This window comes from Nonomuraea sp. MG754425, from assembly GCF_021699195.1.
Classification (GTDB): domain Bacteria; phylum Actinomycetota; class Actinomycetes; order Streptosporangiales; family Streptosporangiaceae; genus Nonomuraea.
Window position 1 is genome coordinate 54666 of sequence record NZ_SSXE01000022.1, and the last position, 11853, is coordinate 66518.

Sequence of the window (11853 nt, forward strand, 5' to 3'; positions counted from 1 at the left end):
AGGAGCCGGGTGTGCCGCAGGGGCGGCTTGTGATCGTTCTGCTCAGCGAATGATCGAATTCACCGGTTGGAGGGCCGGGCGGAGCTGGAGGTGACGCCGCTGACGCCGATGGTGGCCATGTAGGCGCGGTCCCACTCGCCGTCGCGCAGCCAGCGCGCGATCAGGCCGTTGAGGTAGCCGCGGAAGGCGGCGTCCTGCTTGCGCAGCCCCATCCCGTACGGCTCGCGCCCGAACGGCTTGCCGACCAGCCGCAGCGTGTCGGGATGCTGGGCGAACAGCCCGAGCAGGATGGTGTCGTCGGTGCTGAGCGCGTCCACCCGCCCGGCCACCAGCGCCGGCACGCAGATGCTGTAGGCGTCCACGATCTCCAGCTCGGCGGTGGGCACCGTGGAGCGCAGGCGGTCGACGGAGGTGGAGCCCGTCGCCGTGCAGACGGTCTTGCCGTCCAGGTCGGTGACCTGGTTGATGGTGGTGTCGCCGACGCGTACCAGCATGTCCTGCCCGGCGATGTAGTACGGGTCGGTGAAGGAGACCCGCTCCGAGCGCACCGGCGTGATCGAGTACGTGGCGATGACGAGGTCCACCACGCCCTGCTCGATGAAGTTCTCGCGCTCGCGCGAGACGGTCTCGACGAAGCGGATGTTGCGCTCGCTGCCGGTGAGGTCCCGCGCCACCAGCCGGGCCATCTCCGCGTCGAACCCGGTGATCCGGCCGCTCGACGGGTCCTTGTAGCCGAACATCGGCTGGTCGAACTTGATGCCCACGGTCAGGACGCCGCGCTCCTTGATGCGGGCCATCGTAGAGCCCTCGGGGAAGGCGCCGGCCTGGCCGCAGCCCGTGGGCAGCAGGCCGGCCAGCAGCGCCACGAGCAGCACCCGGAGCGCTCTCATCGGATGCGGTACCGGTTCTGGGGGCGTCCGGTGGTGCCGTACTTCGGGCGGCCCTCCAGGAGTCCGCGCTCGGCCAGGTGCTCCAGGTAGCGGCGGGCGGTGGCCCGGCTGACGCCGATCATGGCGGCCAGCTCGTCGGCGGAGGCGTCCTCGACGTCGGCCAGCGCGTCGAGCACCCGCTGCTCGGTGGCCGCGGAGATGCTCTTGGGACGGGTGCCCGCGTCGAGGTGCAGCGAGCGGAAGATGTTGTCGATCTCCTGCTGGTCGGTGAAGCGGGGCTCGGACTCGAGCTGCCGGACGCTGAGGGCGTAGCGCAGCAGGGCCTGCTCCAGGGTGCCCGCCCTGGTCGGCTTGACCAGGTAGTTGAGCGCGCCGCGCTGGATGGCCGCGCGGACGGTGGCCGTCTCCTTGCGTCCGGAGATGACGATGATGTCGGCGGGCGGCTGCTCGGGGCGGCGCAGCCGGTGCGCCACCTCCAGGCCGGGCATATCGGGGAGGTGCAGATCGAGCAGGACCAGGCGGGGCGCGAAGCGTCCGGCGGCGGCCAGCGCCGCGTGCCCGGTGTGCGCGATTCCCACGACTCTGAACCCGAGCACCCGGTTCACCTGCGCCTGCAGGGCGGCCGTGACGACCGGGTCGTCGTCCACGATGAGAACGGTGATGTCCCTGAGCTCAGGCACCGCCACGCTCCTCGTCAATCTGGTAGATCTTTGCAGCTTAAGCGGCTTTTGCTAAAAAAGATCGACTTTTGTGCGTTCTGCTTACGGGGAACCGGCGCGTGCGCCGGTTACCTCCTACCCTGGACACGAGCGAGTGGGGGGAGGGACGGACGCCCGTGCGATGGCTGCTCGCGGTGACGGCCCTGTGGACCCTGCTCGGCCTGCTGCCCCTGGCACTGCTCACCTCCTCCAGCATCTCGCTGGCGGAGGACGCGGTGAACGAGCAGGTCAGCGACCGCGTCAAGACCACCGCGTCCGTCGGCCGGGTCGTGGTCGAGCAGCAGATGGACTCCCTCAAGCAGCTCGTCACCGCCTTCGCCCACCGGCCCCAGGTGCGCGAGGCCGTGCACGACGTCACCGCCGACGCGATGCGCGACTGGCTCGGCGAGCTGCAGCGCATGCGCGACGGCGTCAGCGGGCTGATCGTGAACTCGCCGGACGGCCACATCAGGGGCGCCGAACCGCCCACCGTGCTGCCGCAGGACATCACCAGCACCGACTGGTACCGCGCGGTGCGCGACCAGCGCCAGGCCCACGTCTCGCAGGCGTACACACCCACCATGGTAGGCGTGTCGCGGGCGGTCGCGGTGACCGCGCCGATCCCGAGCGCCGACGGCAGCCGCATGCTGGGCATGTTCACCGTCGTCTACAGCCTGGACGCCATCCAGGAGTTCGCCGTGGAGGCCGCCGACGCGCAGAGCATCCAGCTCCTCATCACCGACAAGGCCGGCGTGCTGGTCGCCGACCCCGGCAGGAAGCTGTACGCGCTGACGTCCCTGCGCGAGGACCCCCGGGTGGACGCCGCGCTGGCCGGGCGGCAGTGGAGCGGCGAGTTCCGCGGCGTCGAGGGCACCGTGCTGTCGGCCTCCGAGCCCATCCCCGGCATCGGCTGGACCGTCACCGCCCAGGTCTCCGCCGCCGAGGCGATGGCCTCCTCCGAGCAACTGCGCACGAACGTGCTCACCGTCGCGCTCCTGCTCGCCCTGCTCATCCTCATCGGGCTCGGTCTGCAGATCCACAGCACCCACGGCCGGCGCCGGGCGCAGGCCACCCTGTCCCGCTACGCCGCCGAACTGGCCGCGGCCAGGGACGAGGCGGTCAGCGCCTCCAGCGCCAAGTCCGAGTTCGTGGCCAAGATCAGCCACGAGATCCGCACCCCCATCAACGGCGTGCTCGGCATGAACTCCCTGCTCATGGGCACCCGCCTGGACGAGGAGCAGCGCTACTACGCCAGCACCGCCCAGGAGTCGGCCCACAACGTGCTGCGCCTGCTCGACGACTTCCTCGACCTGTCCCGGATCGAGGCCGGGCACCTCCAGGTCGAGGCCGTGCCGTTCGACCTGCCGCGCCTGTGCGACGAGGCCGTGGCCCCGTTCGCGCCGCACGCCTACGAGCAGGGCCTCTGGCTCACCCTCCGGCTCGACGAGAACGTGCCGCGCCAGGTCTCCGGCGATCCGGCGCGGCTGCGCCAGGTGCTGACGAACCTGGTCGGCAACGCGCTGAAGTTCACCGTGCAGGGCGGCGTGGACCTGCACGTCGCCCTGGACGAGGGCGAGCTGGGCGAGGAGCGGGTGGTGCTCAGGTTCGCGGTGGCCGACACGGGCGTCGGGGTCGGGCCGCAGGACCGCGAGCGGGTCTTCGGCGTCTTCCGCCAGGTGGACTCGCCGATCACCCGCCGCACCGGCGGCAGCGGCCTCGGCCTGGCCATCAGCAGGCAGCTCGTCGAGCTGATGGGCGGACGCATCGGCCTGGACAGCGTGGAGGGCGTGGGCAGCCGGTTCTGGGCCACGCTGCCGGTGGACGTGCTGACCTGGGCCGAGCCGGCGGCCGGAGTGCTGGAGGGGCGGCGCGCGCTGGTCGCCGACACCCGGCCCGAGGACCGCACGCTGGCCGCGCGCTGCCTGGAGCAGGCCGGGGCCGAGGTGGAGCAGGTCAGGGACGAGGGGGCCGCGCTGGCCCGCCTGCGGGCCGCCGCCGTGGACGGGCGGCCGTACGAGCTGGCGGTCGTCGCCCTCGACCTCGGAGCGGGACCCGTGATGGGCCCGATCGGAGGCGCGGGTGATCCGGCCGACCCCGGCGCGGCGCGCTCGCTCGCCGACGCCATCCTCGGCGACCCGTCGCTCCAGGCCACCAGCGTCATCGTGGTCGTCACCCCCGGCCGCTCCGCGTTCGCCTGGCCGGGCGCGGCGGGGGAGCGGGCCGTGCAGTCGATCACCCGGCCGCTCAGCCGCCGCCGCCTGCTCGCCGCCGTGGAGAACGCCCTGGGCACCGCCGAGTGCCCCGGCGAGCCGCGCGAGCGCGCGTACGCCGCCGGCCGGACGGACGGCGCGCGCATCCTGGTGGCCGAGGACGACGAGGTGAGCCGCCAGGTCGCGATGCTCGTGCTGGGCCAGGCCGGGCACGAGGTCGAGGTGGTCGACGACGGCGCGCAGGCCGTGCGCGCCGTCCTGGCCGGCCGCTACGACCTGGTGTTCATGGACTGCCAGCTCCCCGTGCTCGACGGCCTGGCCGCCACCGAGGAGATCAGGGAACGCGAGGAGGTCCACACCCCGATCATCGCGATGACCGCCGCCGCCATGCCGGACGACCGGATCCGGTGCCTGGAGGCGGGCATGGACGACCACCTGGCCAAGCCGGTGGACTGGCCGCGCGTGCTGGCCAGGATCCCGGAGTGGACCGCCTCCGCCGGACTGCCGCCCGAGCTGGCGGGGCTGTCGCAGGAGGCGCTCGCGGACGTGGCGCGGGCCTACCTGGCGACCGCCACGCGCACGTTCGAGGAACTGCGGCAGGCGGTACGCGACGGCGACCAGCCGGCGGTGACCGCGCTCGCGCACCGGCTCAAGGGCGCCTGCGCGACGGTGGGCGCGGCCCGCGAGGCCGAGCTGTGCGAGCGCGTCGAGACCGTGTCCAGGGCGGGGGACGCCGTGGACGCCCGCCTCCTCGACGAGCTGGACACCCTGCTCAGCGAGGTGCCGGACTGGATGAACGTCACGTATTCCTGACCCGCTCCCCGGCCGGCGGTTTACGGTTTTCCGCCATCGAGGTCGGCGGCTCTCCCCCATGGTGGCCGGGCGCGCCGGAGCCTAACGTGCGGGGACGTGATCAGTCTCAACGCCCTGAGCAAGAGGTACGGCGACCGGCTCGCGGTCGACGACCTGACCCTCGACCTGAAACCGGGACGCGTGACCGGTTTCCTCGGGCCGAACGGCGCCGGCAAATCGACCACGATGCGCATGGTCCTCGGCCTCGACCACCCCACCTCCGGAACCGCGCTCGTCGGCGGCCGGCCGTACCGCCGCCTGCGGGACCCGCTGCGCGCGGTCGGCGCGCTGCTCGACGCGCGCGCCGCGCACCCCGGCCGCAGCGGTCACGCCCACCTGACGGCGCTGGCAAGGAGCAACGGCATCCCGCGCCGCCGCGTGGACGAGGTGCTGGAGACGGTGGGCCTGGCCGGCGCGCCGGCCCGCAAACGGGCCGGGACTCTGTCGCTCGGGATGAGCCAGCGGCTCGGGATCGCGGCGGCGCTGCTGGGCGATCCCGGGGTGCTCATGTTCGACGAGCCCGTCAACGGGCTGGACCCGGACGGCGTGCGATGGGTGCGCGGGCTCATGCGCGCGCTGGCCGGCGAGGGCCGGACGGTGTTCGTCTCCAGCCACCTGATGAGCGAGATGCAGCTCACCGCCGACCACCTCGTGGTGATCGGCAGGGGCCGGCTCATCGCGGACGCGCCGCTCGCCGACGTCCTGGCGGGCAGCTCGCTGACGGGCGTGCTGGTCCGCACCCCGCACGCCGGCGACCTCGCCGAACGGCTGCGCGCCGACGGGATGAGCGTGTCCCGGCCCGGCGAGAACGAGCTGGAGGTCACCGGCGCGCCCGTCGAACGGGTCGGCGACCTGGCCCACGAGGCCGGGATCCGGCTGCACGAGCTGCGCGCCAAGGAGGCGTCCCTGGAGCAGGCGTACCAGGAGCTGACCGCGGGCAGCGTGGAGTACGGGGCGGGCCGATGAGCGCGCGAGGGTTGTGGCAGGCGGCCGGGGCCGAGTGGGTCAAGTTGTGGTCGGTCAGGTCCACGTGGTGGTGCCTGGCCGGCGCGCTCGCGCTCACCGTGCTGACCTCCGTCACGCTGGCCGTGGACGCCGCCACCGGCGCGCTGCGCGACGGCACGCCCGGCGTGCGGATCAGCGCCGCCGAACCCGTGGTCTCGGCCACGTCGTTCGTGCAGTTCGCGCTGGTGGCCCTGGCCATGCTGGCGATCACCTCCGAGTACGCCTCCGGCGGCATCCGGACCACGCTGGCGGCCACCCCCGCGCGCGGCGTGGTGCTGGCGGCCAAGGCGCTGGTGGTGGGGCCGGTCATGCTGGCGACGGGCGTGCTCACCGGCGCACTGACGGTGGCGGCCGTGTACGCGGTGCTGTCGCTCGACGTGTTCGGCGGGTTCGTGGTGCTGCCGGCCGGGCAGGTCGCGCTCGACCTGCTGCGCACCGGGGTGTTCTACGCGCTGGTGGCGGTCATGACGCTGGGCGTCGGCGCGGCGACGCGCAGCGCGGCGGGCACCCTGACCGTGGTGTTCCTGCTGCTCATGGGGCTGCCGCTGATGATCCTCATGACCGGGAGCCAGGTGCTGGCGGACCTCTCGCTGCGGATGCCGACGTTCGCCGGGCTGGCGTTCATGGGCAGCGCGCGCAACATCACGGGCGGGCCGATGCCGTACTCGCCGGGGGAGGGGCTGGTGTGGCTGCTGGTCTGGGCGGCGGTGGCCGTGGCGGTGGGCCACGCCGTCCTGCGCCGCCGCGACGCCTAGACTTCACGCCCGTGTCCGGCATCCATGTCGCCCGTGTCCTGGCCGGCGTCGTCCTGGGGATGGCCCTCGGCCTGGCCGAGCTGCTCTTCCTCGTCGTCGCCGCGCCCGCCGCGCTGATCCCCGCGCTGCGGCCCGCCGCCGCGCGCGGGCGGGACCGGCTGGCGGCGCTGGAGCACGCCCGGCTCACCGGGCTGCTCGGCCACGCCCCGGCGCGGCGCGACGGCGGCTACGCCTTCCTCGCCGTCCGGGCCGCGCTGGGCGTGCTCGGCGGGTACACCTGCGCCGCCGCGCTGTTCCTCACCGTGCTGCTGCTCTTCGGCGGCGCGTGGGACCTGCTCTGGGGCGAGTCCGAGCCGGTCCCGGTGGAGCTGCCGGGCGTGCGGCTGGTCACCACCGGCGGCGCGGTCGGCATCACCGCCGGGACGGCCCTGCTGGCCGTGCTCGTCCTCCTGGTCGCGGCCATGGCCACACTCGAACGCCGCGTCGCCGCCCGCTTCCTCGGCCCCAGCGGGGAGGAGCTGATGCGCCGCCGCATCGCCGAGCTGACCGAGACCCGGTCCGGCGTCGTCAGGGCGGTGGACGACGAGCGGCGCAGGATCGAGCGCGACCTGCACGACGGCGTGCAGCAGCGCGGCGTCGCCCTGGCCATGCTGCTCGGCCGCGCCCGCCACACCCTCGACCAGGACAACCGCGCCCGGGACACCGGCCCGGACAGCCCGGACGGCGCGGACAGCCCGGACGGCCGGAAGGGTCCGGGCGGCCAGGACCGCGCGGACGGCCGGGACCGCCCGGACGGGCGCGACACGGTCGCCGGGCTGGTCGGGCAGGCGTACGCCGAGTCCCGCCGGCTCCTCGACGAGCTGCGCAGCGTGGCCTGGCGGATCTACCCCACCGCCCTCGACGAGCTGGGCCTGCGCGCCGCCCTGGCAGGCGTCGCCGAACGCGCCGGCGCGCCCGTCACCGTGCACTACGGGCTCGCCGCCCGCCCCGCCTCCGAAATCGAGACCGCCCTGTACTTCGTGGCCCGCGAAGCCATCACCAACGCGGTCAAGCACGCGGGAGCCCATGACATCCTGGTGGTCCTGACGGAGGACGACAGCAGGGTGAGCGTGGAGATCTCCGACGACGGCGAGGGCGGCGCCGACCCGTCCGGCGGCGGCCTGTCCGGGCTGGCCCGGCGCGTTCTCGCGCTCGACGGCACGTTCACCGTCGACAGCGCCCCCGGCGGCCCCACCCGGATCGCCGCCACGCTGCCCAAGGCGCCGCCGTGCGGGTGATCCTGGCCGACGACTCCGTGCTGCTGCGCGAGGGCCTGAGCAGGCTGCTCGAAGACGCCGGGCACGAGGTCGTCGCCGCCGTCGGCGACGCGCCCGCGCTGCTCGCCGCCGCCGGGCGGCACCGTCCCGACGTGGCCGTCATCGACGTGCGCATGCCGCCCGGCCACAAGGACGACGGGCTGCGGGCCGCGCTGGAGATCCGCGAGCGGCTGCCCGGCGTCGGGGTGCTCGTCCTGTCGCAGTACGTCGAGCAGCACTACGCCGCCAGGCTGCTGGCCGGGTCCCCCGAAGGGCTCGGCTACCTGCTGAAGGACCGGGTCTCGGAGGTCGCCGAGTTCCTCGACTCACTGGAGCGGGTCCGCGCGGGCGGCACGGCCTTCGACCCCGAGGTGGTGCGCCAGCTCCTGGCCCGCAGCACGCGCGCCGACCCGCTGGGCGGGCTCAGCCCCCGGGAGGCGGCCGTGCTGCGGCACCTCGCGGAAGGGCTGGTGAACGCGGCCATCGCCGAGCGGCTGCACGTCTCGCTCAGCACGGTCGAGAAGCACGTGAACGCCATCATGGACAAGCTCGACCTGCCCCGCGAGCCCGGCTACAGCCGTCGTGTGCTGGCCGTCCTGCGCTACCTGGAAAGCTGACCGCGGAAAGCTGACCGCCGCACCGCGAATCGTGCATTATCGGACAAAAGATCGTGGGCTCTGTGCCATCGACGCGGACACCCGGGTTCGGGCGGGGGCCCCGGGCCCCCGAGTCGGCCCCCGCCGAGACCCGGACGAGCGCGCCGGCCCCACAGGAGACCGAAACCACGCAAAGGAGAACCCACGGGGACATCGGATGCCGAGCCGACCGCGGCGCGTACCCGGCTCAAGGTCGGGCGGCGCGCGGTGGTCCCGTACCGGAAGGGGGTCATCGGCACGATGCCGGACTGCGCGCGCCAGAGCGCGCCGAAGGGCTTCTCCTCGCCCGGGGCGAGCTTCGAGTCCTGCTGGCTGAGCGGCGCGCGGACCGGGGTCGCGATCATCGGGGCCAAGTTCGCCGACGAGGACTACCGCGACAAGCCCGTCGTCTGGCGCCGGTGAGCCCGCGCCGGTGACCCCGGCCGGCGCACGTCAGGCGCCGCCGGGGAACGACGGGTGCGAGACCTCCCCGTTCATCAGCCGGCCGAGGAACTCCCGCATGGACCTGCCGTCGTTCAGGTGCGGGAACGGCTCGCCGGGCACGTCCGCCCCCAGGAACCGGCACAGCGGCTCCCAGCCCTCCCGCACGTCGAAGACCAGCAGCCGCTCCGGCGGCAGCGCCGCCTGCACCGCGGCCGTGTGCCGCTCGAACGCCGCCACCGCGGCCTCCTCGTTCACCGGCCCGTCGGTCATGGTCCGGCCGGGGCCGAACGTGCCGGCCGCCATGCGGTCGATCACCGGCCGCAGCCCGCTCATCCCCTCGAACACGGCCCGCGCCGCCGGGGGCAGGTCCGCGCCCCCGCCCGCGGGCAGCATGGCCCGGGGCCCGTTGTTGATCAGCGTCAGCATGCTCGCGTACCAGGCGCGCGGGTCGCGGACGGTGAGCACGACCTTCGCCTCCGGGTACGCCCCCGCCAGCTCGCGCCAGAAGTAGGAGGCCGGCCAGTCCTGGGTGGAACGGAATCCGTCGAAGAGCCGCTCCCAGTCGGCCTCGTCACTGTCGGCCAGCGGCAGCCAGTCGCCGGCGCGTCGCGGCTCGCTGAGGATGCTGAACATGTGGAAGCAGGGCCCGAAGCCGAGCCGCTCCAGCGCGGCCTTCATGGAGCTGGTTCCGGTACGCGGGAATCCCGCGCCTATCACGGTGAGCACAATCGCACCTCCAGAGGTTGTCTACCCCATCGATCGGAAAGGTGCGGGAAAGACTGACGGTGCGTCGCGGACAGGTGGGTATGGCCCCGGGGTAAGGGGCACAGTCAGCTCCACGGAACAGCGCACGACAAGGAGGAAGGACCGCGCCATGACCGTCATGCTCGCCGACGGCCGCTCGATGCCGCGCCTGGGCCTGGGCACCTGGCCCATGAACGACGACGAGGCCCGCCAGGCCGTCACGCACGCCGTCTCGCTCGGCTACCGGCTCATCGACACCGCCGCCAGCTACGGCAACGAGTCCGGCGTCGGTGCCGCCGTGGCGGACGCGCCCGTGGCCAGGGAGGAGCTGTTCGTCACGACGAAGCTGCGCGGCTCCCACCACGGCTACGACGCGGCCCTGCGCGGCTTCGAGGAGAGCCGCCGCCGGCTCGGCCTCGACTACGTCGACCTCTTCCTCATCCACTGGCCGCTGCCCGACCGCGGCCTGTACACCGAGACCTGGCGCGCGTTCGCGCACCTGCGCGAGCAGGGCCTGGCCCGCTCCATCGGCGTGTCCAACTTCACGCCCGCGCAGATCGAGCGGCTGGTCGCGGAGACGGGCGTGCGGCCGGTCGTCAACCAGGTCGAGATGCATCCCGGCTTCCCGCAGCGCGAGCTGCGCGCCTGGCTCGCCGAGCACGACATCGTGACCGAGTCGTGGAGCCCGCTCGGCCGCGGCTCCAAGCTGCTCGGCGAGCCCGTGGTCACCGACCTGGCCGCCGCGCACGGCCGTACCCCGGCCCAGGTGGTGCTGCGCTGGCACGTGCAGCTCGGCGCCGTGCCCATCCCCAAGTCGGCCGACCCCGAGCGGATGCGGCAGAACCTCGACGTGTTCGACTTCGCGCTCACGCCGGAGGAGATGGCCGCACTCGACGCCCTCGGCACCGGAGTCCGCCTCGGCGGCGACCCGGACACCCACGTCGAGCTCTGAGCGGCATCGCGGCAGGCCAGGCGTACGAGGCGGTGCCGCGGGGAACGCCCATCCTGGCGGCCGAGTGACGAGGGGGGCCCGTGATGGCGGCGCGGCAGGACGGGTTCGAGGAGATGCTCGCGGAGCTGGCGCTGCGCCGGGAGGAGTTCCGCGAGCAGTGTTACGTCCCCCAGGACTTCGTGGACCGGCTCAAACGGCTCGGCCTCTTCCGCTCGGCCACGCCGGAGCGCTTCGGCGGCGAGACGATGCCGCCGGCGGACTTCCTCAGGAAGGTCGAGCGGATCTCGGCCGTGGACGGCTCCACCGGATGGGTCGCCGCCTTCGGCGCCCAGCTCGTCTACCTGGGCTCGCTGCCGCTGGAGACCCAGGCCCGCCTGTACGCGGGCGGCCCCGACGTCGTGCTGGCCGGCGGCCTGTTCCCGGTGCAGGAGGCCACGCCGACCGGGCGCGGCTTCCTGCTCAACGGCCGGTGGAAGTTCGCCAGCGGCTGCATGGCCGCGGACGTCCTCGTCGTCGGCATCCCCGGCGACGACTCCTCCTCCGGCAAGCCGCGCGGGGCGGTGGTGCGGCCGGAGCGCCTGGAGATCGTCCGCGAGTGGGACGTCGTCGGCATGCGCGGCACCGGCTCGTTCGACCTGGTCGCCGAGGACGTCGAGGTCGATCGCGAGTGGACCTTCATCCGCGGCGGCCCGCCGGTGATCGACGAGCCGCTCTACCGCTATCCCGCGATCACGTACGTCGCCCAGTCGTTGTCGGTCGTCTCCGCCGGCGTCGCCAGGGCCGCACTCGACCTCGCCGAAGGGGCCGGCAGCGGCCGGACCGGCGTCACCGGCGCCCCCCGGCTGGCGGAGCGCCCCTACTACCGCGCCGGCATCGCCGAGGCCGAGGCCGCCCTCCGCGCCGCGCGCGCCTACTTCTACGAGGCCACCGAGGAGGCGTGGCAGGCGGTCGCGGACGGCGGCCCGGTCGGCGACGCGCAGAACGCGCACCTGCGGCTGTCGGCCGCCCACCTCGCCAGGTCGGCCGCCGAGGTGGTCGCCAAGGTCGTCTCGCTGTCCGGCACCGCCGCCATCTACCGCGACCATCCTCTGCAGGGGTTGCTCGGCGACGCGATGGTGCCGCAGGAGCACGCCTTCCTCAGCCCGGCCATCTACGACGCCGCCGGCGCCGTCCTCATGGGGTGCCCGCCCACCGTCCCGGCCTTCCGCTGACGAGAGCCACCGGGCCGGCGGCCGGCGTCCTCGAACGCCCCGTCACGTGAGGTGCCGCGGCGCCCGGCGCGTCATGGGGCGCTTCCTGATCAGCAGGACGGTGAGGGCGGCGAGCAGCAGCCACGCCGACGTCATCACGATCAGCCACGTCCAGCCCGCGTG

The 11853-nt window shown here is 73.9% G+C and carries 11 protein-coding genes; 8 read left to right on the top strand and 3 right to left on the bottom strand.

All coding sequences use genetic code 11. The features are described from left to right. Positions 1 to 59: 59 nt before the first annotated feature. Positions 60 to 890 (bottom strand): glutamate ABC transporter substrate-binding protein, encoded by an 831-nt coding sequence (locus tag FAF44_RS10555; RefSeq protein ID WP_237102888.1) that lies wholly within the window; start codon positions 888 to 890, stop codon positions 60 to 62. Beyond that, complete coding sequence (locus tag FAF44_RS10560; RefSeq protein ID WP_237102889.1) at positions 887 to 1570, bottom strand: response regulator; 684 nt, start codon at positions 1568 to 1570, stop codon at positions 887 to 889. The genes FAF44_RS10555 and FAF44_RS10560 overlap by 4 nt, the downstream gene beginning before the upstream one ends. 155 nt (positions 1571 to 1725) lie before the next feature. Between FAF44_RS10560 and FAF44_RS10565 the strand changes: the two genes are divergently transcribed. From FAF44_RS10565 to FAF44_RS10590, 6 genes are all read left to right on the top strand, one after another. Then, positions 1726 to 4611 carry a hybrid sensor histidine kinase/response regulator gene (locus FAF44_RS10565; protein WP_237102890.1) on the top strand — a complete coding sequence of 962 codons (2886 nt, stop codon included), beginning with the start codon at positions 1726 to 1728 and terminating at the stop codon, positions 4609 to 4611. A gap of 96 nt (positions 4612 to 4707) precedes the next feature. Next, the gene (locus FAF44_RS10570; RefSeq protein WP_237102891.1) at positions 4708 to 5616 is read left to right on the top strand and encodes an ATP-binding cassette domain-containing protein; all 909 of its coding nucleotides are present in this window, start codon (positions 4708 to 4710) and stop codon (positions 5614 to 5616) included. After that, on the top strand, positions 5613 to 6410 hold the full coding sequence (locus FAF44_RS10575) for an ABC transporter permease (RefSeq protein WP_237102892.1): 798 nt from the start codon (positions 5613 to 5615) through the stop codon (positions 6408 to 6410). The genes FAF44_RS10570 and FAF44_RS10575 overlap by 4 nt, the downstream gene beginning before the upstream one ends. Positions 6411 to 6421: 11 nt before the next feature. After that, positions 6422 to 7687, top strand: a complete 1266-nt coding sequence (locus FAF44_RS10580; RefSeq protein ID WP_237102893.1) for a sensor histidine kinase — start codon at positions 6422 to 6424, stop codon at positions 7685 to 7687. Further along, positions 7678 to 8322: a response regulator transcription factor gene (locus FAF44_RS10585; RefSeq protein WP_237102894.1), complete on the top strand. Its 645-nt coding sequence runs from the start codon at positions 7678 to 7680 to the stop codon at positions 8320 to 8322. The genes FAF44_RS10580 and FAF44_RS10585 overlap by 10 nt, the downstream gene beginning before the upstream one ends. 246 nt (positions 8323 to 8568) lie before the next feature. Beyond that, a complete protein-coding gene (locus FAF44_RS10590) occupies positions 8569 to 8763 on the top strand; it encodes a hypothetical protein (RefSeq protein WP_237102895.1) in 195 nt (64 codons plus the stop codon). Positions 8764 to 8793: 30 nt separating this feature from the next. On the opposite strand, the gene FAF44_RS10595 is transcribed toward FAF44_RS10590, so the two are convergent. Next, the gene (locus FAF44_RS10595; RefSeq protein ID WP_237102896.1) at positions 8794 to 9510 is read right to left on the bottom strand and encodes a sulfotransferase family protein; all 717 of its coding nucleotides are present in this window, start codon (positions 9508 to 9510) and stop codon (positions 8794 to 8796) included. 148 nt (positions 9511 to 9658) lie between these two features. On the opposite strand from FAF44_RS10595, the gene FAF44_RS10600 reads away from it, so the two are divergent. Together FAF44_RS10600 and FAF44_RS10605 are read left to right on the top strand one after the other, a co-directional pair. Continuing rightward, positions 9659 to 10480 carry an aldo/keto reductase gene (locus tag FAF44_RS10600; protein WP_237102897.1) on the top strand — a complete coding sequence of 274 codons (822 nt, stop codon included), beginning with the start codon at positions 9659 to 9661 and terminating at the stop codon, positions 10478 to 10480. An 83-nt stretch (positions 10481 to 10563) separates the two neighbouring features. After that, positions 10564 to 11691 (top strand): acyl-CoA dehydrogenase family protein, encoded by a 1128-nt coding sequence (locus FAF44_RS10605; RefSeq protein WP_237102898.1) that lies wholly within the window; start codon positions 10564 to 10566, stop codon positions 11689 to 11691. The last annotated feature ends 162 nt before the right edge of the window (positions 11692 to 11853 follow it).

Bases quoted from the DNA above. Each gene is read 5' to 3' on its own strand.
- FAF44_RS10555 (WP_237102888.1), bottom strand. From the start codon at position 890: ATGAGAGCGCTCCGGGTGCTGCTCGTGGCGCTGCTGGCCGGCCTGCTG.
- FAF44_RS10575 (WP_237102892.1), top strand. From the start codon at position 5,613: ATGAGCGCGCGAGGGTTGTGGCAGGCGGCCGGGGCCGAGTGGGTCAAG.
- FAF44_RS10600 (WP_237102897.1), top strand. From the start codon at position 9,659: ATGACCGTCATGCTCGCCGACGGCCGCTCGATGCCGCGCCTGGGCCTG.
- FAF44_RS10605 (WP_237102898.1), top strand. From the start codon at position 10,564: ATGGCGGCGCGGCAGGACGGGTTCGAGGAGATGCTCGCGGAGCTGGCG.